We start from the raw sequence: 22,382 nt of genomic DNA, 5'->3' as shown, positions 1-22,382 counted from the left end.
TTTACCGTCCAGTCATATTGGACGGAAGTCGCACCACTTCCACCACCAGCCTCTTTGTCTCCCCTCCGCTCGCGGCGATCGCGGGACTCCCGCCCTGAGGACGAAAGATGGCGAGATGGGATACTTGGCGGCGCCATGATCTCTTTGCATGATCCCTCTGCTCGGGGTTTCCACAGCGACAACTGCGCCGGCGTCCACCCGGAGGTCCTCGCCGCGATCGGTGCGGCCAACGGCGGTCACCAGCCCTCCTACGGCGGCGATGTCTACACCGCACGGCTGCGCGAGATGTTCAAGGAGCACTTCGGCGATCAGGCCGAGGCGTACCCGGTCTTCAACGGCACGGGCGCCAACGTGATCGGCCTGCGTGCGCTGACCGAACCCTGGTCGGCGGTGATCTGCGCCGAGACCGCCCACATCCACCTCGACGAGGGCGGCGCGCCGGAGAAGACGGCCGGCCTGAAGCTGCTGCCGGTGCCGACCCCGGACGGCAAGCTGACCCCCGCCCTGATCGACCGGCAGGCGTACGGGTGGGGTGACGAGCACCGGGCCCAGCCACGCGTCGTATCCCTCACCCAGAGCACCGAGCTCGGAACGCTCTACACGGCCGAGGAGATCGGCGCGATCTGCGCGCACGCCCACCGGCTCGGCATGCTCGTGCACGTCGACGGCACCCGGCTCGCGAACGCCGCCGCAGCCCTCGACCTGCCCTTCCGCGCCTTCACCACCGACGCGGGCGTGGACCTGCTGTCGTTCGGCGGCACCAAGAACGGCCTGCTGTACGGCGAGGCCGTGGTGGTGCTCTCCCCCGAGGCAGCCCCGGGAATGCCCTATCTGCGCAAGGCCGCGATGCAGCTCTCCTCGAAGATGCGGTTCGTGTCCGCCCAGTTCATCGCGCTGCTGGAGGACGACCTGTGGCTCCGCAGCGCCCGGCACGCCAACGCGATGGCCGCCCGCCTGCATGCGGCCGTACGCGACCTGCCGGGCGTCACGGTCGTGCGCGTCCCGCAGGCGAACGCGGTGTTCGCCCGTCTCGACCCGCGGGTCGCCGAGCGGCTGCGCGAGCGGTTCCGCTTCGAGACGTGGGACCGGGCCACCGGCGAGGTCCGCTGGGTGTGCTCCTTCGACACGACCGAGGACGACGTCGACGCGTTCGCCGCCGCCCTCGGCGGAGAACTCCGCTGAGGGCGGCGGCCGGACCGCGCGTCTGAGGGCGGTGGCCGGACCGCGCGTCAGGCGGCCTTTTTCAGGCTGCCCGCCTCCGTGGGGTTCCACAGCCGCCGGCGGCGGTAGCGCGGTGTCCACGCGAGCCGGTTGATCGCCCGTACGGGCGCGGGCAGGTGCGCCAGGAACCGTCGGCGGTCGGCGCGTGACATCCCGTCGATGATCCACGGCACGTACGCGGCGGCGCCCTTCACCCCCTGGCGGCGGGCCATCGCGCTCCCGAACTCCTTCCAGTCGGCGGGCGTCATCACCTCCTGGATCAGCGGCAGCGCCTCGTCCTCCTCGTGTTCGAGGTGCCGGTCGAGCACGGTCGTGAGCGTCTCGACGCGCTCGGCCAGGTCGGCGGCGTTCGCCTCCAGTGCCCCGCCGAGCTCCTCCAGCAGCGGATCGAGCCGGGCGTGCTCGGCCTCCATCTCGGCCAGCAGGGTCGGCGCGCCGGGCCGGTCCCCGGCCAGTTCGGCGAGGCGGGGCCACAGCCACTCGTCCTCGACGGTGTGGTGGACGTGGAGTTGGGTGGTGAAGTTGTCCCAGCCCTTCCGTACCTCCTGTGTGGCGGCGCGCCCGTCGGCGACGGCGGCCTCCAGGCGCACGAGGTCACGGCGGAACGCGTCGTGCGTGACGTACATCATGGTGAAGTCGATCTGGTCGGTCACGGAATCTCCTGGAGTTCGCCGTCGGTGAGGGGAAGGCCGTGCGGGTTGGGCGACGGCTCGCGGACGCGCCGGAGGGCCAGGCAGGCGAGCACGCCGACGAAGAGCACGCCCGCGGCGACGAGCATCGTGGGCCGCATCGCGTCGACGAAGCCGTGCCCGAACACCTGCCCGGCGACCGTCTCGATGCGATGGGCCAGGTCCGCGGGCGCGCCGGCGGGCGGCTTCACGCCGCTCTGACCGCCCGCCTCCAGGTGCCGACCCGCATGGTCGAAGCCCTGGAGGAACGGGCCGCGGGCGGACGGCGGGAGCTCGGCGGCGCGCTGGTGCGCCTGTTCCCGCAGCGCGGTGGCGAGGCGGCCCTGGAGCACGGCACCGACGACGGCCCCGGCGAGCACCGACCCGACCTGCCGCAGCGCGTTGTTGACGCCGGAGGCCGCGCCGGACAGCTCGGCCGGCACGTTGCGCATGACCTCCGAGGCCATCGGCGTGAACGTGCAGCCGGCACCCAGACCGGTGAGGAACAGCGGCGCCAGGACGCTCACGCTGCTCCCGCCGGCGTCCGCGACCACGGCCACCCACACCAGCCCGCCCGCGAACGCCGTCATGCCGCCCATCAGCAGGTACTTGGCGCCGAGACGCTCGGAGAGCACCCCGGCCGGCCCGGCGCTGACGACCGATCCGGCGGCCAGGACGAGCATCACGAGACCCGCCCGCTGCGCGCTGAACCCCAGCACCGACTGCAGATAGATGGTCAGGGGCAGGGACAGCCCGACGATGCCGAACGACACCGTGATGCCGACGACGTTGACGACCGAGAAGCCGCGGTCGCGGAACAGGGAGAAGGGGACCAGCGGCTCGTCGTCCTGCCGCCCGCGCTCATAGACCACGAACGCGGCCAGGAGCACGACCGACGCGGCGATCGTCGCCCAGATCCCGGTGTTCCAGTCGTACTTCTCCCCTTCGATCAGGCCGAACGCCAGACAGAAGAGTGACGCGGAGGCGAGCAGCACGCCGGGCAGGTCGAAGCGGTGCCGGACCGTACGCCGCGCTCCCGGCAGGACCAGCAGGCCGGCGGCGATCACGACCACCCCGACCGGCACGTTGACGAAGAAGATCCAGCGCCAGTCGAGCCGGCTGACCAGCAGCCCGCCGAGGCTCGGCCCGGCCACCCCGGACAGGCCCGCGGTCGCGCCCCAGATGCCGAGCGCCGCACCTCGCTTCCCGGCCGGGAACACCTCGATGATCACCGACAGCGTCTGCGGAATGAGCATCGCCGCGCCGGCGCCCTGCACCGCACGGAAGGCGATCAGCTCGCCCGGACCCTGGGAGAGGCCGCAGGCCAGGCTCGCCAGGGTGAAGACGGCGACACCGGACAGGTAGAGGGTCCGCTTGCCCCGCAGATCACCCAGGCGCCCGGCGGTGATCAGCAACACCGCCAGCGCCAGCGCGTACGCGTTTCCGACCCAGAGGATCTGGTCCAACGAGGCGCCCAGCCGGTCGACCATGTCCGGGATCGCGATGTTGACGATCGTCAGGTCCAGCAGCGTCATGAAGAACCCGAGCGCCAGCACCGCCAGGATCGCCCACGGATTCCCCCGCCATTTGTTCATCGGTTCCTCTTTCTCGAGACTCCGCAGCACAAGAGAGTCCGGGGGCCGGAGAGTGTGACGTCTCTCGACGTGACACGCATCACGTGGCCGGGGATGTCACATTTGGGGGGTGGAACGCCTCTCAGGGGGTGAGTGCACAGGAGGCGCGCGCATGAACCCTTCAAGCGGGGCGGGTCGACCCGGGACGACTCCGGCGGAGCCGGGGGACGCGGCGACCGGGATGTTCGTGGACCACCGCGAGCTGCTGTTCTCCGTCGTCTACAACATGCTCGGTACCGTCGCCGACACCGAGGACGTGCTGCAGGAGACGTGGCTCGCGTGGTCACGCGCCTGGCCCTCCCCGTCGATCAGCAGCCCCCGGGCGTACCTGGTGCGCATCGCGGTGAACCAGGCGCTGGCCCGGCAGGCGACCATCAGCCGCCGCCGGGAGAGCTATGTCGGCCCCTGGCTGCCGGAGCCGTTGGTCACCGACACCGCGGAGGACGCCGCGGAACAGACCGTACGGGGCGAGTCGGTCTCCCTGGCGATGCTCGTCGTGCTGGAGACCCTGACGCCGCTGGAGCGGGCGGTCTTCGTGCTGCACGAGGTCTTCGGGTACGCCCACACGGAGATCGCCGAGATCCTGGACCGCTCACCGTCGGCCGTACGGCAGCTGGCCCACCGCGCCCGCTCGCACGTCCAGGCGCGCCGCCCTCGCTACCAGACCGACCCACGAGTGCAGCGGCAGGTGACCGAACGCTTCGTGTCCGCGGCGTTCGGCGGCGACATCGGTGCCCTCATGGAGCTCCTGGCGCCGGACGTGACGATGTGGACCGACGGCGGCGGAAAGGTGGGCGGCCTCCGCCCGATCCAGGGCCGGGAGAAGGTCGCCCGCCTCATCGCGAACGTGACGTCGCGTCTGCCCGAAGACCTGGCCGTCCGCTACCGGGCCGTGAACGGCGACCCGTCCGCGGTGGTCTTCAACGAACACTCCCCGTTCGCGGTGATGGTCCTCGACCTGGCTCCGGGCGATGACCGGGTCCGCGGCATCTACGGCGTAACGAACCCGGACAAGCTGGCGCACATCGACGAGGACTGAGACGCGACGGGGAAGGTCAGACGCCGGGGGGCGGCGCGGAGGCGGCGATCGCCCGCGCGCGTCCGACCATGTCGTTCGCCCAGGCACCGGTCTGCTGGGCCGCCGGGAACTGCACCGTGTGGTACAGCCCCCCGGGGCCCGTGACGGTGATCGTGACGAACCCGGTGTAGCGCTTCTCCTTCATGAGCAGGAACAGCAACCCGAGCAGGCAGAAGATGAAGAAGAGGATGGCCAGCACGATCGCGACCGCCGGAATGCCCTCGGTGACCTGCGTTGAGTCCTGCACCGTCCACGTGGTTCCGTGAAGGGGATACCGCCCCTGAGGCACGATGACATGAGTCGGGGTGACCGAAATGTCACCGATCGACAGCAGCACTGGTTCGTTGTCCGGCGGCGGCATCATGCCCGGCGGCGGAGGAGGGTAACCCATAGGGCATACAGTACGGCCTACAGCACTCCGGTCCTGCGTCTTTCCGCGGCCATTTCAGGGCAAGCTCGTCGCCGGAGGGGTCGTCGGCCGTCTTATGGCCGCCGAGGCGGTGCCCGTCAGCCCAATGACACCGCCCCGGCGGAGAACCGATGCGGTCAGGAACGCGCCTTGTCCTGCTTCCAGGACAGAGGGCCGGGCAGGTCGTATCGCTGCCGACGCGACCTGGAGTTCCACGACCAGCGCCCGAACTTGATGGTCCACGACGAGAGACCGTTCTCGGTGAAATTAAAGATCAGCGGGCCGAATTTCTTACGCTTGCGGAACATCAGACCCATTGCTGTGCTCCCTCCAAATGTCAGGCGCCCCAGCGATGCCCCCTATACGGAGCACTAAACATGCCGCATGCCGGGGCGCCGAAAAAGGCGGCGTCACCCGACCGGACCGGCCATGGTCACCATCCGGGAGGGAGCACATCCGGTCGTCTGGTCCACCACCAGCGGGTCTCCTCCCCTTCTGCGAGGGGACGCCAGTACTGGGCGAGCTCGGCGCCGCCGTCATCGTGGGTGACGGCCTGGTACCGCCGATCGAGCTCGTCGAGGCAGACGCGCACCTTCGCCCGCAGGCCCGGCGGCATGGCGTCAAGCACCTCCTCGATGCCGTTACGGACGGTCAGGTCATTGAGGTACTCATAGACCATGTAATGGTCCAGGCCCTGCCAGTCATCCTCCATATGCCCGGCCAGGATGCTCCAAAAGCGCAGGCGATCGAGCACGCCATAGATAGGTTTCGTGGCCTGGAATTTCCGGCGGGCGTTCTCCACCTGCAAGCGCTGAAGGTCAAGGAAGGCGATGACCCGGCGATCCTCGGGTGTGAGCCGGCGAACCAGCCGATCGATCTCATCCATGTCGGGTTCTGCTAGCTCGCCGTTCCGTCCGAATGCTCGGCGTCCTCCACGGTGGGCATCAGCGGAGAGAGCAGAGCGTCCGCGTGCTCGGTCAGCGTACCCCGGACCAGACGGAAGACTCTGAACACGTTCGCGTGCTCCGCGTCCTCGTCGTCCCAGACGTGGAGCAGCCCGAACGACCCGGGAGCGATCTCACCGACCCGCCGGAAAAGGTCGATGATCCGCACTCCCCATTCGCCCCGATGATTGGGCACACCCGCGACATGCAGAAAAGGAAAACCGTTCATCCACCGCAGATCGAGCAGCCCGTACTCCCCCAGATCAGCGAGAAGCCGGCGGATATCCTCCACCTGCGAGCGCAGCCGCGCATCATCGTCGTCGAGGCCGGCCGTTTCCCGGATGCGCACCCACCCGTGATACTCGAACATCAGGCAAGGCTAGGGGACCTGGCTAGTGTTTCCCGCGTGGCGGAGACATCTGAGGATCTGACCCTGCCCATCGCCCTGGCCGAGGTGGCGCAGGTCGGTTTCGAGTGGGAGTGGGACGAGGAGACCGACGAGGCCCGCGGCTGTGATTTCGAGCCGTACCAGCGGTTCGAGGCACCCGAGAAGACCGCATGGTGGTTTCGCCTGTGGACCGGTAACGAAGAGGCCGACGGCAGCGAGTTCCGCTTTTTCGGCGCCATGGGGGCGGGCGACTACGCCGGTTTCTGGCTGGTACGGCCCGGAGCGCCGATCACCGAGCAGCCGGTCATCTACCTCGGCTCCGAGGGCGAACGCGGCGTGATAGCACGCGATCTGGGCGACCTGCTCTGGCTGTTCGCGGCCGGTTTCGGCCCGCTGGAGGCATTCACCGACCCGGATGGCGAGGCGGAACCGAACGAGGCCTTCCAGTCGATCGCCGAACGGCACGCGCCGGGAAGACGCCGTTCCGCCGCGGAAATCGTGACGGCGGCGCGAACGGAGTTCCCGAACTTCTCCGATCTCATCGACGCGATGTGCCGCTGACCAAAGGCGCGGGACGCCATGCATGTCGCTTCTCGTGGCGAGGGGCGGCGCGCGGGAACCTACGCGAGTTGGCGTATCGCCGACGCCGTCGTCTTCGCTCCCCGACGTAGTTCGCATCGCTACCGGCAGCCGATGACCGGGCCCGGCGGTGGGGGCAATCTGGTTGAGGACTGGACGCGAGCGGCGGTCCGTGGCGGACCGCGCCGCGTCCGCCGAGGAGGCGAGATGACCACCGACGGGCCGGACCACCGGCGACGACAGCCGCCCGTGGTCGCCGGAGTGTTGATGGCGCTCGCGGCAGCGGCATTCGTCGTCGCCTCCATCATCCATTTCGGAGCCGACATCCCGATCGGCTTCACCACCGTCAGCGATTCCTTCTCGGGCGCCGCCACTCCGGAGGCCGTCATCGCGGCCGTGGTGGCGATCGGAGCGACGGCCGTCCTCACCCGGCGGACGAGAAGCAGAGGAGTCGCGCTGGGGACGACGTCGTTCGCGCTCCTGGGCACCGTCTACGGGCTGAGCGTCACGCTGAACAGCACCCGTACCGGCGACGTCGCCTACCACCTCGGCATTCTGACCACATTGCTCATCATCCTCGGCCTGCTGCTCGCGCCGGGCAGACCGGACGCCTGATTCCGTCCGCGGCCAACCGTCCACATTGACATGGATTCCCGGGAGCGGTCCCAGCCCGGCTATCTAAGCTGACGGACGTGAGAAACAAGATCTCGCCGATCCTCACGATCCTCTCCATCGCGCTGACGACCGTCTCGGCGTGCGGCACCGGACATCGACCCACACGATCGCCGGCCACCACGGCATCGCCGTCGTCGAGCTCGGCTCAATCGCTGGCGGACTTCTGCGGTGACCTGAACGCCTTCAGCACGGCGGCCGGCCCCACGTTCGACCTTGAGGCGTTCGGGATACTGAACAAGCACCAGAAACCGTCACGTAAGGCGTTGAACAGCTCCGTCACCCTCATCCTGCTGATAGGGCCACGGCTGATGACGAAGCTGCCGGATGGGATACATGATGATCTGCGACTCGTCCTCAGCGCCGCGTCCGAGGCAGCGAAGAAGCTGGCGACCGACACACCACCCGACAAGGCGGTAGCCGCCCTGACCACCGACAAGGCCTCGGCGGCACGAAAAAAGATCACCGACTACAGAGGACCCTGCTGACGCGTGGGGACACGCCCTGCGATGACGTGGTCACGTGCGGGTAGCGTGGTCAATGTGCGGATCGAGGACTATGCCCTCATCGGGGACACGCGGTCGGCCGCCCTGGTCGGTCGCGATGGGTCGATCGACTGGCTCTGTCTTCCCCGGTTCGACTCCCCCTCGTGCTTCGCCAAGCTCCTCGGCGACGAGTCGAACGGGTTCTGGCGGTTGGCCCCCGCCGGGCACGAGATGGCCGTACGACGCGCGTACGCCGGCGACACGCTGATCCTCGAGACCGTATGGGAGACCTCCACCGGGGTCGTCAAGGTCATCGACTTCATGCCTCCCCGGCACGCCAACCCCCACCTGATCCGGATCGTGGAGGGCGTGTCCGGGACGGTGGACATGAACGCAGAGATCAGCATCCGGTTCGACTACGGCAGGATCGTCCCTTGGGCCCGGCGCATCGGCGGCCGCCTCCACGCCATCGGCGGGCCCGACTCGGTCTGGATCGACGCCCCGCTCCACCTGGAAGACAGCGGTGACCGGCACACCGGCACCTTCGCGATCGCCGCGGGGCAACGCCAGGCGTTCGTGTTCACGTGGCACCCCTCGCACGACCCGGAACCCGACCACATCGATCCCAGCGAGCAACTCACCGAGACCAGGCTGTTCTGGGAGGAATGGGTCTTCCGCTGCTGGCTCCCGAGCCGCTGCCGCGCCGCCGTGGTCCGCTCCCTCATCACCCTCAAGGCGCTCACTTACAGCCCGACCGGCGGCATCGTGGCGGCTCCCACCACGTCGCTACCCGAGCATCTCGGCGGGGTCCGCAACTGGGACTACAGATATTGCTGGCTGCGCGACGCCGCGATGACACTCGACGCTCTGACCGAATCCGGATACATCACCGAGGCGGGCGCCTGGCGTGACTGGCTGCTCCGCGCCATCGCGGGCCGCCCGGAGGATCTCCAGATCATGTACGGCGTGGCAGGCGAGAGGCGCCTGCCGGAGCAGACGCTCGACTGGCTTCCCGGCTACGAGGGCTCCAGGCCGGTGCGGATCGGCAACGACGCGGCCGGCCAGCTTCAGCTCGACGTCTACGGCGAGGTGCTCAACTGCTTCTACCGGGCCCACAGGCTGGGGATGCCTCCCGACGACTACGCCTGGTCCACTATCAGCAGACTGATCGACTTCATCGAGCGCTGCTGGGACCAGCCCGACGAGGGCCTGTGGGAGATCCGCGGCCCGCGGCGGCACTTCGTCCATTCGAAGGTCATGGCCTGGGTGGCGGCCGACCGGGCCGTACGAATGGCCCGAAAGCTCGGCCACACCGATCCCGTCGAGCGCTGGCGGGCCATGCGGGACCGCATCCACGCCGAGGTCTGCGACAAGGGATTCGACCCCGAGCGCGGCACGTTCACCCAGTCGTACGGCTCTCGCGAACTCGACGCGGCGCTGCTCCTCATTCCGATCGTCGGCTTCCTGCCGCCGGGAGACCCCCGGGTCATCGGCACGATCGACGCGATCAAACGCGAGCTGACGACCGACGGCCTCGTGCTGCGCTATCCGACCTCCGAGAGGAACGACATCGACGGGCTACCCGGAGCCGAAGGCGTCTTCCTCGCCTGCAGCTTCTGGCTTGCCGAGGCGCTCGCCCTCATCGGGCGCAAGCACGAGGCCATGGAGCTGTTCCAGCGGCTGCTGGCCCTCACCAACGACGTGGGCCTGCTCGCCGAGGAGTACGACCCCGTCCACGCGCGCCAGTTGGGCAACTTCCCTCAGGCCTTCACCCACATCAACCTGATCCACACGGCCCAGGCGCTCAGCTAGCTCCCCCGGGCTGATCGACAACTGGCGAATGCCCTAGTCAGCGCGGGCGACGCCCACCGGACACGACACTCCCGTGCCGTCGACGCCGCAGTAGCCGTTCGGGTTCTTGGCGTCCGACAGGTACTGCTGGTGGTAGTCCTCGGCGAAGTAGAACTCCCCGGCCGGCTGGATCTCCGTGGTGATGTCGCCATAGCCCGCCGCCGTCAGGACCTTCTGGTAGGCCTCCCTGGACGCGAGGGCCGCCTCGCGCTGGGCGTCCGAGTGGGTCAGGATCAGCGAGCGGTACTGAGAGCCGACGTCATTGCCCTGCCGCAGGCCCTGGGTCGGGTCGTGGCCCTCCCAGAACACCTTCAGCAGCTGCTCGTACGTCACCGCCGACGGGTCGAACACCACCCGCACCACCTCGGCGTGGCCCGTCCGGCCCGAGCAGACCTCCTCGTACGTCGGGTTCGGCGTGTAGCCGCCCGCGTAGCCGACCGAGGTCGACACGACGCCCGGCAGCTGCCAGAACTTGCGCTCCACGCCCCAGAAGCAGCCCGCTCCGAACTCGGCGATCTCCGTGCCCGGGGGGTACGGCGGGGCGAGAGGGGCGTCGAGGACGGTGTGGCGCGGCGCGACCGGCATGGCCTGGTCGCGGCCTGACAACGCCTGATCCGGCGTCACCATCGAGGTCTTTCCGAATCCGAACACCCTCCCAAGGCTATCCGGCCGACCCCGGCCACCCAAGACATTACCAATACCAAATATGACTCCTTACGATACGATGACGTCCGTGTCTGAAATGCGGCGTGGGGTCCTGTACGGGGTCGCGGCCTACGTTCTCTGGGGTCTGTTTCCGCTCTACTGGCCACTCCTGAAGCCCGCCGGTTCGATCGAGATCCTTGCGCACCGCATGATCTGGTCGCTCGCGGCGGTCGGTGTCATCCTCGCCGCGCGGCGCCACTGGCGCTGGATCAAGACCCTCAAGGCCGGACGGGTGGCGCTCCTCGCCCTCGCGGCCACGGTCATCACGGTCAACTGGGGCACCTACATCTACGCCGTGAACAGCGGGCACACGATCGAGGCCGCGCTCGGCTACTTCATCAACCCGCTCGTCAGCGTCCTTCTCGGCGTCCTGGTGCTGAGGGAACGCCTGACCCCGTGGCAGTGGGCCGCGGTGGGCACCGGCACGGCGGCGGTCGTCGTCCTCGCGATCGACTACGGCCGCCCGCCCTGGATCGCGCTCATCCTGGCCGGCTCGTTCGGCACGTACGGGCTGCTGAAGAAGTTCGCCGCGACGCCGTCGGCCGAGAGCCTCACGGTCGAGACGGCCGTCCTCCTCCTGCCCGCCCTGGCCTATGCGATCTTCCAGCCGCACCCGACGTTCACCGGCCACGGCGTCCCGCACATGGTCCTCCTCGCCGGCGCCGGCGTGGTCACCGCGGTGCCGCTGCTGCTCTTCAACTCCTCCGCCACACGCGTGCCGCTCACCGTCATCGGCATGCTGCAGTACCTCGCCCCGGTCCTGCAGTTCCTCATCGGCCTGGTGGTCCAGCACGAGGCGATGCCGGCCAGCCGCTGGATCGGCTTCCTGCTCGTCTGGGTGGCCTTGGTCCTCCTCAGCGCCGACGCCGTACGCACCGCGCGGAAGAGCCGCCGGGCCAACGCCGAGCCCGAGCCCGTCGCCGTCTAGGCGCGATCGTCCGCCGTGTTCAGGAGGCGGGCCGTGTCGGCGGTGAAGATCGGGCTGTAGGACCGCCACTCCTCGCTGCCGCCCTCCTGGTATCCGCCGATGACGCCGACGACGTGCCCGGTCTGCGTGTGCCCGTCGTAGTCGCTCAGCCAGGGGCTGCCGCTGGTGCCGCCGTAGAAGCCGTGGCAGTCGAACCGCATCTGGGTCCTGCTCTGCCGGTACGCGCGGCCGGTGCAGCCGACCGCGCGGTCGGCCGGATAGTTCTCCTTCGCCGGGTAGCCCGACACGAGCACCTGGATGCCGGGGCCCTGGTTGATCTCCAGGGTGTTCGCCCCGACCACGTCGGCGATGCGGCGGCCGCCCATGATCTGTACGGCCGCGAAGGCGAAGTCGAAGTCCGGGTCGCCTCGCTGGAGCCAGCGCTTGTCCGCCACCATCAGCCAGATCGGCCAGGTGCCGTACGGCCGGTGCCCGGCGGCGTACCGGGGCACGAACACGATATGCCGGTGCCACGCGTGCGTGCTCTGGCTGTAGAGGCAGTGCGCCGCGGTCAGCAGCATGTTCCGTTTGGGGGTACGGACCACGCTCGCGGTGCAGTAGTGGCCGCCCGACCCGCTGTTGAAGAACAGCGCGCCGATCACCCGGCTGCCCGGTACCCCCCGCGCCACCGGCACCTTCGTCGCCGGCCCGAAGCGGCCCGTACGGCCGCCGAGCGGCGTCGCGTGCGCCATCCGCTCCGGTGTCCAGTAGGCCACGGCCGCGGCCCCCCGGTCGACCGACGTCACGACTCGCGCGGAGGCCTCCGGGACGTACGACAGGAGCGGCACGGCGGTCAGGACACCGCAGAGCAGGACTTTCACGGAGCCTCCGAGTGTGCGGCGGACACGAGCGCTTCCATCGTCGTTCACACGCACAGCGGATTCCCGCAGGTCAGAGGGCGTGTCGTGATCAGTTGAGGTCAACGGACGGACCGGAGTCGGCAAACACCCGTCCATCGGCGGGCCGCCGCGGCCGGAACTCGACTAGCGTGCGGAGCCAGACCAGAGGGGGGATGGTTGTGCGCGCTGCCCGTACGGCGGCTCTCGCCTGCGCCGCGACGCTCACCGGCGCCGGTCCCGCGGCGACGCCCGCGACGGCCGACACCATCTCCGTGACCCCCGGCTCGGCCCACAGCGGCCAGCAGATCCACATCAGCGTCCCCGGCTGCGCCACCGGGCCGACCGCGCACGTCGCCGTCTCGCCGGCCTTCACCGCCAACGTCACGCTCTACGGCAAGGCCGACACCGGCGACGCCGACCCGACGATCCGTCAGGAGCTCAAGCCCGGCAGCTACCCGATCACGGCGTACTGCGGCGCCGGCACCGTCAAGGGCACCGTCTCCGTCGCCGCGGACGACACCCCATCGGGCGGCCAGGGCGGCGAGACGAACAACTGGCTGCTCATCGTGGTGTTCGTCGTGGTCGCCGGCGTCGTCACCGCGTTCGTGCTCGGCCGGCGTGGCAAGCGCGTCAGCTAGTGCGCGTCAGGACGTAGTCGCACAGGGACATGAACGCCGCGCGGGCCGGCCGGTCGGAGAGCGTGGCCAGCTCCGCGCGCGCCTCGTCCACCCACGTGCGCAGGTCGGCGCGGGCGCGGTCCATGGCCGGGTTGGCGCGCAGCAGGGCGAGCGCCTCGGCGTGCCGCGCGTCGTCGGACAGGTCCGAGTCGAGCAACTCGCGCAGGCGGGCGTCGTCGGGCGACGTGGACCGCAGGGCGTGCAGGATCGGCAGAGTACGGACGCCCTCGCGCAGATCGGTGCCCGGCGTCTTGCCCGACTCGTCCGAGTCGGAGGCGACGTCGAGGATGTCGTCGGACAGTTGGAAGGCGATGCCGATCTTCTCGCACACCGACGTCAGCGTGCGGACGACGTCCGGCCCGGCGCCCGCGAGCAGGCCGCCCAGGTGGCCCGAGGCGGCGATCAGCGACCCGGTCTTGCCCGCCACGACGTTGAGGTAGTGCTGCAGCGGGTCGACGCCCTCGGCCGGTCCCGCCGTCTCCTCGATCTGGCCCTGGACCAGCCGGGCGAACGTGCGGGCCTGGATGCGCACCGCCTCCGGGCCGAGGTCGGCCAGGATGTCGGAGGCGCGCGCGAACAGGTAGTCGCCGGTGAGGATGGCGACGGTGTTGTCCCAGCGGGAGTTGGCGGAGGACGCGCCGCGGCGCATGACCGCCTCGTCCATCACGTCGTCGTGGTAGAGCGTCGCCAGGTGGGTCAGCTCGACCACGACGGCGGCCGGGACGACGCCCGGCGCCTCCGGGTCGCCGAACTCCGAGGCGAGCAGCACCAGCATCGGCCGGAACCGCTTGCCGCCCGCCTCGGCGAGATGGCGAGACGCGTCGCTCAGCAGCGCGTGGTCACTTTGCATCGAGCTCCGCAGCAGCTCCTCGACTGAGGACAACCGCTTCAACAGATCCGCTGCGAGTGTGTCATCGACGGCCGGAAGGCCCAGAAGGGCACTACTCACAGACTCTCCCGAGGGGTCAGCGAACGAAGAACTGGCTGGCTGCCGACTGGGCCAGATGAAGCGCAGGCCCCGGAACCACGCCGAGGACAACAGTAGCCAATGCGCCGACCGCCACCGCAGTCGTACTCGTCGGACTGAGGACCACGGCGGGCCCGTCCGCCGCGGGATCGCTGAAGAACATCAGCACGATCACGCGAACGTAGAAGAACGCCGCGATCGCCGAGGACAGCACACCGACGATCACCAGAGGCGTCGCGCCGCCGGCCACCGCGGCCTGGAAGACCGCGAACTTTCCGGTGAAGCCGCTGGTCAGCGGGATACCGGCGAAGGCCAGCAGGAAGAACGCGAACGTCCCGGCGAGCACCGGCTGGCGCTTGCCGAGCCCGGCCCAACGCGACAGGTGCCACGCCTCGCCGCCCGCGTCGCGGACCATCGTGATGACCGCGAACGCGCCGACCGTCGTGAAGCCGTACGCCGCGAGGTAGAACAGTGTGCTCGACAGGCCCGCCTTGTTCGTGGCGATGACGCCGGTCAGCAGGAAGCCGCCGTGCGCGATCGAGGAGTAGGCGAGCATCCGCTTGACGTCCGTCTGCGTGATCGCGACGACCGCACCGAGGACCATGGTGAGGATGGCCACCGCCCACATCACCGGCCGCCAGTCCCAGCGCAGCGTCTCGAACCCGACGTAGAACACCCGCAGGATGCCGCCGACCGCCGACACGAGCGTGCAGGAGGCCATCAGCGCGGTGATCGCCGTCGGGGCGCCCTGGTAGACGTCCGGCTTCCACACCTGGAACGGCGCGGCGCCCATCTTGAACAGCAGCCCGACCCCCAGGAGCGCGACGCCGGCGAGCAGCATCGCGTCCATGCCGCCCTTCTGGCTGATCGCCGTCTGGATGTCCGACAGTCGCACCGAACCGGCGAAGCCGTACAGCAGCGCGGTGCCGTACAGGAAGAACGCCGAGGAGAACGCGCCGAGCAGGAAGTACTTGACCGCGGCCTCCTGCGAGAGCAGGCGGCGGCGCCGGGCGAGACCGCACAGCAGGTACAGCGGCAGCGACAGGACCTCCAGGGCCACGAACATGGTCAGCAGGTCGTTGGCCGCCGGGAAGATCAGCATGCCGCCCACCGCGAACAGCATGAGCGGGAAGACCTCGGTCTGGATGATGCCCGCGACCAGGCTCTCGCGCTCCTCCGCGGTGCCCGGCACCGAGGACGCCTGCGCGGTGAACGGGCTCGGCTCGTGCCGCCGCTCGGCGATGAGGAGCAGCGACATCAGCGCGAGCACGAGGATCGTGCCCTGGATGAACAGGGTCGGCCCGTCGACGCCGATCGCGCCCAGGGCCGCGACGTGGTGCGGGGTGTGCGAGATGCCCATGACGAGCGTCCACACGAAGGCCGCGACCAGGCCGACCAGTGACACCAGCACCTGTGTCCAGTAGCGGTACGCACGCGACACGAAGGCCTCGATGAGCACGCCGACCGCTGCAGCGCCGAGCACGATCAGGATCGGGGCGAGCCGCCCGTACTCGATGTGCGGGGCCGTGATACTCCCGGCCGCAGTAATCACTGGTCGCTCGCCCTTCTCACTCGCTCCACCGACGGTCTCGTTGCCCGGCCGCCGCCTCCGCTCGCTCCGGCGGGGTCACTCCACCTGACCTGACTCACGGGCGGATTCCCTTCTCCGCGATGGTCGGCTGGGGGTCGTGCTTCTCGACCTTGACCATCGTCTGCTTCACGGACGGGTTGATCATGTTCAGCGCGGGCTTCGGGTAGAAGCCGAGGAGGACCAGGAGCGCCAGCACCGGCGCGATCACGACCAGCTCACGCTTGGACAGGTCGCGCATGCCGGCCACCTTCTCGGTCGGCGGGCCGCTCATCGTGCGCTGGTACATCCACAGGATGTAGACGGCGGCCAGGATGATGCCGCTCGTGGCGATGATCGCCGGCACCTTGTAGCGCGTGAACGTGCCCACAAGGACCAGGAACTCCGAGACGAACGTGGACAACCCCGGCAGCGATAGGCCGGACAGGCCCGCGACGAGGAACGTGCCGGCGAGCAGCGGAGCGACCTTCTGCACGCCCCCGAAGGCGTCGATCCGCGACGAGCCGCGGCGGGCGATGAGGAAGCCCACGACCAGGAACAGCGCGCCGGTCGAGAAGCCGTGGTTGACCATGTAGAGCGTCGCGCCCGTCTGCCCCTGCGTGGTCATCGCGAAGATGCCCAGCGTGATGAAGCCGAAGTGCGAGACCGACGTGTAGGCGACCAGGCGCTTGAGATCGACCTGGCCGATCGCCAGCACGGCGCCGTACACGATGCCGATGACCGACAGCGTCAGCACCACCGGCGTGAACCACTTGGCCGCGCCGGGGAACAGCTCCAGGCAGAACCGCAGCATGCCGTACGTGCCGACCTTGTCCAGCACGCCGACGAGCAGCACGGCCGCGCCGGCCGGCGCCTGGCCCGCGGCGTCGGGCAGCCAGGTGTGGAACGGCACGAGCGGCGCCTTGATCGCGAACGCGATGAAGAAGCCGAGGAACAGCCACTTGGCCGTGGTCGGCTCGATGTGGAGGTTCCGCAGTTCGTCGAACAGGAAGGTGCCGTGGCCGGCGTTGGCCGACACGACGTACAGGCCGATCACCGCGGCGAGCATGAGCAGCCCGCCGAACAGCGAGTACAGCAGGAACTTCACCGCGGCGTACGAGCGCTGCGCGCCGCCGTAGGACCCGATGATGAAGTACATCGGGATGAGCATGGCCTCGAAGAACACGTAGAACAGGAAGATGTCGGTCGCCGCGAAGACGCCGACCATCATGGCCTCGAGGGTCAGCAGCAGCGCGAAGTACGTCTTCACCGAGCGCTTCGGCGGGGCGTCCACACCGCCGGAGCGCTCCGCGTCGCTCCAGGAGGCGAGCACGACCAGCGGCACGAGGATGACCGACAGCAGGATCAGCACGAGCGCGACGCCGTCGACGCCGACCGCGTAGTGCACGTCGAACTGCCTGATCCACCAGTACTTCTCGGTGAACTGGAAGCGCGGTCCGCCGTTGTCGAAGCGGATCGCCATGATGATGGCGAGGACCGCGACGATCAGCGTGACGACGAGCGCGGTCACCTTGGCGAGCTCGTCCCGGCCCTTCGGCAGGAGCGCGAGCAGCAGCGCCCCGAGTGCGGGGATCGCGATGAGCGCCGTCAGCATGTCAGATCCTCACCAGGAGCAGGGCGCCGACGACGAGGGCGGCACCGAAGAACATGGACAGTGCGTACGAGCGGACGAAGCCCGTCTGCACCCGCCGCACCCGGCCGGACGTGCCGCCCACGAAGGCGGCGATGCCGTTGACGAGGCCGTCGACGCCGCGCCCGTCGAAGTAGACGGTCAGGCGGGTCAGCCACTGGCCGGGCCGCATGAACAGCGACTCGTTCAGCGCGTCGCCGTACAGGTCCTTGCGGGCCGCCACGACCGGGAAGCTGCCGGCCGGGGCGGTGCGCGGCACGGGGCGCCGCAGGTACTGCAGGTACGCGATGCCCACCCCGACGATCATCAGCGCGAACACCACGATGGTGTACGGGGTGAACAGCTTGTGCGACGCCTCGGGCGCGCCGACGACCGGGGCGAGGAAGTTCGCGAACCGGTCACCCGCGATCAGGAAGGCGCCGCCCGCGACCGAGCCGACGGCCAGCAGGATCAGCGGGATCGTCATGACCGACGGCGACTCGTGCGGGTGGACGTCCTCTTCCCAGCGCTTCTCGCCGAAGAACGTCATGAACATCACGCGCGACATGTAGTACGCGGTGATGCCCGCACCGATCAGCGCCACCCAGCCGAGGATCTGGCCGGACGTGCCGCCCTTCTCGAAGGCCGAGTCGATGATGCCGTCCTTGGTCCACCAGCCGGACAGACCCGGGAAGCCGATGATCGCCAGGTAGCCGAGGCCGAACGTCGCGAAGGTGATCGGCATGACCTTGCGCAGGCCGCCGTACTTGCGCATGTCGACGTCGTCGTTCATGCCGTGCATGATCGAACCGGCGCCGAGGAACAGCCCGGCCTTGAAGAAGCCGTGCGCGATGAGGTGCGCGATCGCGAAGACGTAGCCCGCCTTGCCGATGCCGGCGGCGAGCATCATGTAGCCGATCTGCGACATCGTCGAGCCCGCGAGGGCCTTCTTGATGTCGTCCTTGGCGCAACCGATGAGCGCACCGGCGATCAGCGTGGCCGCGCCGACGATCGTCACCAGCAGGCGCGCCTGCGACGACAGCTCGAAGATCGCGTGCGAGCGGACGACCAGGTAGACGCCCGCGGTCACCATGGTCGCGGCGTGGATGAGCGCCGACACCGGGGTCGGGCCCTCCATCGCGTCCAGCAGCCAGGACTGGAGCGGGAGCTGGGCGGACTTACCGCAGGCACCGAGCAGGAGCAGCAGGCCGATCGCGGTGATCGTGCCGTGGGAGGCCTCCGAGGCGTGCCCGAAGACGTCGGTGAAGCTGATCGAGCCGAACGTGAGGAACATCAGCATGATCGCCACCGACAGGCCGAAGTCACCGACCCGGTTGACGATGAAGGCCTTCTTCGCCGCGGTGGCCGCGCTCGGCTTGTGCTGCCAGAACCCGATCAGCAGGTACGAGGCGAGACCCACGCCCTCCCAGCCGACGTACAGGCCGAGGTAGTTGTCGGCGAGCACGAGCAGGAGCATGGACGCCACGAACAGGTTGAGGTACGCGAAGAACCTCCGCCGGTCCGGGTCGTGGGACATGTAGCCGATCGAGTAGATGTGGATCAGCGAGCCGACCCCGGTGATCAGCAGGACGAAGCTGATCGACAGCGGGTCGAGCAGGAGGTTCACATCGGCCTTGAACGACCCGACCGAGACCCACTGGTACACGTGGACCAGCCGCGTCCGGCCCTCCCCGGGCTGGCCGAGCATCTGCACGAACGCGGCGACGCCGACCACGAAGGACGCGAGCGACATCGCGACGCCGAGAAGGTGGCCCCACTTGTCGGTACGGCGGCCGCCGAGCAGCAGGATCGCGGCGCCCGCGAGCGGGAACGCGATCAGCAGCCACGAGGCGGACTGCATCCCGGTGGCCGCCTGCGTGTGCAGCTGCGGGCCGGCTTCGGCTAGAAGGTTCGTCATCGAGTGGTCCTCAGTACTTCAGCAGGTTCGCGTCGTCGACCGACGAGGACTTGCGGCTCCGGAAGATCGCCATGATGATCGCCAGCCCGACGACGACCTCGGCCGCGGCCACCACCATCACGAAGAACGCGATGATCTGCCCGTCGAGGGCGCCGTGCATGCGGGAGAAGGCCACGAACGCGAGGTTGGTGGCGTTCAGCATGAGCTCGACGCACATGAAGATCACAATGGCGTTGCGGCGGACGAGCACGCCGACCGCGCCGATCGTGAACAGAATGGCGGACAGGGCCAGATAGTGCCCGGTCATGAGTCCTCCTTCGTCGGAGAAGGTGACCACAGGGGCGCGCCTTTGATTCCCTCGCTCCGCTCGGTCATTTATTTCTCCTCCTCAGCGGAGGCCCCGGCGGCCTCGGCGTCGGTCTTCTCGACCTCGACCTGGCCTTCGACCTGGCCTTCCAGCACCGCCTTCACCGTCGCGGTGCCGCGGCGGAGCGCCGACTCGGGGCCCTCGCCGTGCAGGTCCTCGTGCGAGCCGCCCCGGCGGCGGGTGATGACCGGGCTGACCGACAGCTCCGACACCGATCCGTCCGGCAGCAGGGCCGGCATGTCCACCGCGTTGTGCCGGGCGTACGTGCCGGGCGGCGGCAGCGGCGAGACCTGGTCGCTCTTGATGCGCGCCTGGGAGAGCTCGCGCTGGGTCGGCTTGGGCTTGAGGCGCTCGCGGTGGGCCAGCACCATCGCCCCCAGCGCCGCGGTGATCAGCAGGGCGCTGGTCAGCTCGAAGGCGAAGATGTAGCTGCCCATGTGGTTGTCGGGCCGCGTGGCCTTGACGGCCTCGTTGTTGGTGTTGTCGCCGAACAGCAGCCGGGCCAGGCCCATGACGTTGCCGCCGTTGGCGTTCGCGTCGGACAGGCCCATGGACTGCGGCAGCGTCGCGCTGCCGACACCGAGGATCAGCAGCACGCCGAAGCCGATGCCGACGATCGCCGCGGCGACCCGCTGGCCCTTGATCGTCTCGACCATGGACTCGGTCGAGCTGACCCCGACGACCATGATGACGAACAGGAAGAGCATCAGCACCGCGCCGGTGTAGACGATCACCTGCACGAACGCCAGGAACGGAGCCTCGTTCACGGCGTAGAACACCGCGAGGGACAGCATCACCACGGCGAGCAGCAGCGCGGAGTACACGACCTTCCGCATGAAGATCATGCCGAGCGCCGCGGCGACGGACACGATGGCCAGGACCCAGAAGATCCCCGACTCACCCGTCTGGTGCGCACCGGCCGCCAGGGTGGTCATTTGGCGCCCTCCTCGTGTTCCTTGGAGGCACCGAGGAGGTAGTAGTCCTCTTCGGTCTCCCCGAGCCGCATCTCGTGCGGCGGGAGCTCCATGCCCTCGGTCAGCGGCGCGAGCAGCATCTCCTTGGTGTAGATGAGGCTCTCGCGGCTGTCGTCGGCGAGTTCGTACTCGTTGGTCATCGTGAGCGCCCGGGTCGGGCACGCCTCGATGCACAGGCCGCACAGGATGCAGCGCAGGTAGTTGATCTGGTAGGTGCGGCCGTAGCGCTCACCCGGGGAGTAGCGCGCCTCCTCGGTGTTGTCGGCGCCTTCCACGTAGATCGCGTCCGCGGGGCAGGCCCACGCGCACAGCTCGCAGCCCACGCACTTCTCCAGGCCGTCGGGCCAGCGGTTGAGCTGGTGCCGGCCGTGGAAGCGCGGTGCGGTCGGCTTCTTCACCTCGGGGTATTCGACCGTCTCCACCTTCATGAACATCTGGTGGAAGGTGACGCCGAACCCCTTGACCGGGTTCAGGAAATCAAGCACGGGTGGCCTCCGTGGATTTGTTCGCACGGGCGTCTCCGGCACCGTGGTAGTGCGGCGCGTCGAGCGGGGGCACCGGGAACCCGCCTGCCATCGGATCCGGCTCCGACTCGGCCGCCTCCTGCGCCACCTCGGCCTTCCCCGAGCCCGAGACCCGTTCCCAGATCACCGAGATGATGAGCAGGACGATGATCACCGCTGCCGCGATGAGCATCACCGGCCGGGTGTCGTGCTGCTCGTTGCGCAGCGCACGCACCGCCGACACGAACAGGATCCAGCCCAGCGACACCGGGATGAGGACCTTCCAGCCCAGCCTCATCAGCTGGTCGTAGCGCACCCGCGGCAGCGAGGCCCGGACCCAGACGAAGCCGAAGATGAAGAGCCACATCTTGATCAGGAACCACAGGATCGGCCACCAGCCGGAGTTGGCGCCGGACCAGATGCCGGTGATCGGCCATGGGGCGCGGTAGCCGCCGAGGAACAGCGTCGTGGCCAGCGCCGACAGCGTCGCCATGTTGATGTACTCGGCGAGGTAGAACATCAGGAACTTCAGCGAGGAGTACTCGGTGTGGTAGCCCGCGACCAGCTCGCCCTCGCCCTCGGGCAGGTCGAACGGGATGCGGCCCGACTCCCCCAGCATCGTGAACAGGTAGATCACGAACGACGGGAACAGCAGGACGACGTACCACGACGGGTAGTGGCCGGTCATGCCGAGGAAGTGGTACGTGCCGCCGTGCGCCTGGGCGCCCACGATCTCCGACGTCGACAGCGACCCGGCGAACAGGAACACCGCCACGAACGACAGGCCCATCGCGATCTCATAGGAGATCACCTGGGCGCTGGAGCGCATACCGCCGAGCAGGGAGTACGGCGACATCGACGACCAGCCGGCCAGCACGAAGCCGTACACGCCCATCGAGGACATCGCCAGGACCAGCAGCACGGCGACCGGAAGGTCGGTGAGCTGCAGCGGCGTCTTGTGGCCGCCGATGGAGACGATGCCGCCGAACGGGATGATCGAGAACGACACCAGCGCGGGTGCCGCGGCCATCACCGGGGCGAGGAAGAAGACGACCTTGTCCACGCCGCGGGGGACGATGTCCTCCTTGGTCGCGCCCTTGACGCCGTCGAGCAGCGACTGCAGCAGACCGAACGGCCCGGCGCGGTTCGGGCCGGGGCGCAGCTGCATGCGGCCGATGATCCGACGCTCCGCCCAGACGGCCATGAGCACCGTCAGCAGCAGGAACACGAAGATCACGATCGCCTTCGCGCCGACCAGCCACCACGGGTCGCAGCCGAACGAGCCGAGGCCGTACGGCTTGCCGGTGCACTGTTCGGTCCGCGGGGTGGCGGTCATCGC

At 69.0% G+C, this 22,382-nt stretch carries 24 protein-coding genes; 8 read left to right on the top strand and 16 right to left on the bottom strand.

The features are described 5' to 3' along the window. Positions 1 to 135 precede the first annotated feature (135 nt). Positions 136 to 1,182, top strand: coding sequence for a threonine aldolase family protein (locus ABEA10_RS37760; protein ID WP_345472297.1), 1,047 nt, complete (start codon positions 136 to 138; stop codon positions 1,180 to 1,182). Positions 1,183 to 1,229: 47 nt separating this feature from the next. On the opposite strand, the gene ABEA10_RS37755 is transcribed toward ABEA10_RS37760, so the two are convergent. Both ABEA10_RS37755 and ABEA10_RS37750 read right to left on the bottom strand, forming a co-directional pair. After that, on the bottom strand, positions 1,230 to 1,874 hold the full coding sequence (locus tag ABEA10_RS37755; RefSeq protein WP_345472296.1) for a hemerythrin domain-containing protein: 645 nt from the start codon (positions 1,872 to 1,874) through the stop codon (positions 1,230 to 1,232). Further along, positions 1,871 to 3,484: an MFS transporter gene (locus tag ABEA10_RS37750; RefSeq protein ID WP_345472294.1), complete on the bottom strand. Its 1,614-nt coding sequence runs from the start codon at positions 3,482 to 3,484 to the stop codon at positions 1,871 to 1,873. The genes ABEA10_RS37755 and ABEA10_RS37750 overlap by 4 nt, the downstream gene beginning before the upstream one ends. 151 nt (positions 3,485 to 3,635) lie before the next feature. Between ABEA10_RS37750 and sigJ the strand changes: the two genes are divergently transcribed. Further along, positions 3,636 to 4,562, top strand: a complete 927-nt coding sequence (gene sigJ, locus ABEA10_RS37745) for an RNA polymerase sigma factor SigJ (protein WP_345472292.1) — start codon at positions 3,636 to 3,638, stop codon at positions 4,560 to 4,562. 16 nt (positions 4,563 to 4,578) lie between these two features. Here sigJ and ABEA10_RS37740 read toward each other — a convergent pair whose 3' ends face one another. The 4 genes from ABEA10_RS37740 to ABEA10_RS37725 form a co-directional block, all read right to left on the bottom strand. Beyond that, the gene (locus ABEA10_RS37740) at positions 4,579 to 4,992 is read right to left on the bottom strand and encodes a hypothetical protein (RefSeq protein WP_329245251.1); all 414 of its coding nucleotides are present in this window, start codon (positions 4,990 to 4,992) and stop codon (positions 4,579 to 4,581) included. Positions 4,993 to 5,147: 155 nt separating this feature from the next. Further along, entirely contained in the window at positions 5,148 to 5,327 is a 180-nt protein-coding gene (locus tag ABEA10_RS37735; protein ID WP_329245254.1) for a DUF4236 domain-containing protein, read from the bottom strand. Positions 5,328 to 5,443: 116 nt separating this feature from the next. After that, positions 5,444 to 5,896 (bottom strand): hypothetical protein, encoded by a 453-nt coding sequence (locus ABEA10_RS37730; protein ID WP_345472289.1) that lies wholly within the window; start codon positions 5,894 to 5,896, stop codon positions 5,444 to 5,446. An 11-nt stretch (positions 5,897 to 5,907) separates the two neighbouring features. Beyond that, entirely contained in the window at positions 5,908 to 6,324 is a 417-nt protein-coding gene (locus tag ABEA10_RS37725; protein WP_345472287.1) for an Imm7 family immunity protein, read from the bottom strand. Between the two features lie 36 nt (positions 6,325 to 6,360). On the opposite strand from ABEA10_RS37725, the gene ABEA10_RS37720 reads away from it, so the two are divergent. The 4 genes from ABEA10_RS37720 (at position 6,361) to ABEA10_RS37705 (ending at position 9,890) form a co-directional block, all read left to right on the top strand. Continuing rightward, positions 6,361 to 6,903 carry an SMI1/KNR4 family protein gene (locus ABEA10_RS37720; protein WP_345472285.1) on the top strand — a complete coding sequence of 181 codons (543 nt, stop codon included), beginning with the start codon at positions 6,361 to 6,363 and terminating at the stop codon, positions 6,901 to 6,903. A gap of 225 nt (positions 6,904 to 7,128) precedes the next feature. Further along, on the top strand, positions 7,129 to 7,536 hold the full coding sequence (locus ABEA10_RS37715) for a hypothetical protein (RefSeq protein ID WP_345472283.1): 408 nt from the start codon (positions 7,129 to 7,131) through the stop codon (positions 7,534 to 7,536). A gap of 77 nt (positions 7,537 to 7,613) precedes the next feature. After that, the gene (locus ABEA10_RS37710; protein WP_345472281.1) at positions 7,614 to 8,081 is read left to right on the top strand and encodes a hypothetical protein; all 468 of its coding nucleotides are present in this window, start codon (positions 7,614 to 7,616) and stop codon (positions 8,079 to 8,081) included. A gap of 21 nt (positions 8,082 to 8,102) precedes the next feature. Next, a complete protein-coding gene (locus ABEA10_RS37705; protein ID WP_345472279.1) occupies positions 8,103 to 9,890 on the top strand; it encodes a glycoside hydrolase family 15 protein in 1,788 nt (595 codons plus the stop codon). A 33-nt stretch (positions 9,891 to 9,923) separates the two neighbouring features. Here ABEA10_RS37705 and msrA read toward each other — a convergent pair whose 3' ends face one another. Further along, positions 9,924 to 10,580 carry a peptide-methionine (S)-S-oxide reductase MsrA gene (gene msrA / locus ABEA10_RS37700; RefSeq protein WP_345472277.1) on the bottom strand — a complete coding sequence of 219 codons (657 nt, stop codon included), beginning with the start codon at positions 10,578 to 10,580 and terminating at the stop codon, positions 9,924 to 9,926. A 73-nt stretch (positions 10,581 to 10,653) separates the two neighbouring features. On the opposite strand from msrA, the gene rarD reads away from it, so the two are divergent. Further along, positions 10,654 to 11,562, top strand: a complete 909-nt coding sequence (gene rarD, locus ABEA10_RS37695) for an EamA family transporter RarD (RefSeq protein ID WP_345472275.1) — start codon at positions 10,654 to 10,656, stop codon at positions 11,560 to 11,562. On the opposite strand, the gene ABEA10_RS37690 is transcribed toward rarD, so the two are convergent. After that, complete coding sequence (locus ABEA10_RS37690) at positions 11,559 to 12,422, bottom strand: trypsin-like serine peptidase (protein ID WP_345472273.1); 864 nt, start codon at positions 12,420 to 12,422, stop codon at positions 11,559 to 11,561. The genes rarD and ABEA10_RS37690 overlap by 4 nt on opposite strands. 191 nt (positions 12,423 to 12,613) lie before the next feature. On the opposite strand from ABEA10_RS37690, the gene ABEA10_RS37685 reads away from it, so the two are divergent. After that, complete coding sequence (locus ABEA10_RS37685) at positions 12,614 to 13,078, top strand: hypothetical protein (protein WP_345472272.1); 465 nt, start codon at positions 12,614 to 12,616, stop codon at positions 13,076 to 13,078. Here the strand turns inward: ABEA10_RS37685 and ABEA10_RS37680 are convergent. From ABEA10_RS37680 to nuoH, 8 genes are all read right to left on the bottom strand, one after another. Beyond that, complete coding sequence (locus ABEA10_RS37680) at positions 13,071 to 14,000, bottom strand: polyprenyl synthetase family protein (protein ID WP_345472270.1); 930 nt, start codon at positions 13,998 to 14,000, stop codon at positions 13,071 to 13,073. The genes ABEA10_RS37685 and ABEA10_RS37680 overlap by 8 nt on opposite strands. Before the next feature lie 82 nt (positions 14,001 to 14,082). Continuing rightward, a complete protein-coding gene (gene nuoN, locus ABEA10_RS37675) occupies positions 14,083 to 15,636 on the bottom strand; it encodes an NADH-quinone oxidoreductase subunit NuoN (protein ID WP_345472268.1) in 1,554 nt (517 codons plus the stop codon). Positions 15,637 to 15,730: 94 nt separating this feature from the next. Next, complete coding sequence (locus ABEA10_RS37670) at positions 15,731 to 17,266, bottom strand: NADH-quinone oxidoreductase subunit M (protein ID WP_345472266.1); 1,536 nt, start codon at positions 17,264 to 17,266, stop codon at positions 15,731 to 15,733. A 1-nt stretch (position 17,267) separates the two neighbouring features. Next, on the bottom strand, positions 17,268 to 19,199 hold the full coding sequence (gene nuoL / locus ABEA10_RS37665; protein ID WP_345472264.1) for an NADH-quinone oxidoreductase subunit L: 1,932 nt from the start codon (positions 19,197 to 19,199) through the stop codon (positions 17,268 to 17,270). A 10-nt stretch (positions 19,200 to 19,209) separates the two neighbouring features. Then, positions 19,210 to 19,506 carry an NADH-quinone oxidoreductase subunit NuoK gene (gene nuoK, locus ABEA10_RS37660; RefSeq protein ID WP_329245301.1) on the bottom strand — a complete coding sequence of 99 codons (297 nt, stop codon included), beginning with the start codon at positions 19,504 to 19,506 and terminating at the stop codon, positions 19,210 to 19,212. 68 nt (positions 19,507 to 19,574) lie between these two features. Beyond that, positions 19,575 to 20,501, bottom strand: a complete 927-nt coding sequence (locus tag ABEA10_RS37655; protein WP_345472262.1) for an NADH-quinone oxidoreductase subunit J — start codon at positions 20,499 to 20,501, stop codon at positions 19,575 to 19,577. After that, positions 20,498 to 21,025 carry an NADH-quinone oxidoreductase subunit NuoI gene (nuoI, locus tag ABEA10_RS37650; RefSeq protein WP_329245307.1) on the bottom strand — a complete coding sequence of 176 codons (528 nt, stop codon included), beginning with the start codon at positions 21,023 to 21,025 and terminating at the stop codon, positions 20,498 to 20,500. The genes ABEA10_RS37655 and nuoI overlap by 4 nt, the downstream gene beginning before the upstream one ends. Beyond that, positions 21,018 to 22,379: an NADH-quinone oxidoreductase subunit NuoH gene (gene nuoH / locus ABEA10_RS37645; RefSeq protein ID WP_345472835.1), complete on the bottom strand. Its 1,362-nt coding sequence runs from the start codon at positions 22,377 to 22,379 to the stop codon at positions 21,018 to 21,020. The genes nuoI and nuoH overlap by 8 nt, the downstream gene beginning before the upstream one ends. Positions 22,380 to 22,382: the final 3 nt, after the last annotated feature.

This window comes from Actinoallomurus oryzae (genome assembly GCF_039541955.1).
Classification (GTDB): Bacteria; Actinomycetota; Actinomycetes; order Streptosporangiales; family Streptosporangiaceae; genus Actinoallomurus; species Actinoallomurus oryzae.
The sequence above is the reverse complement of the archived record's forward strand: the minus strand, read 5'-3'. Positions and strand labels throughout refer to the sequence as shown.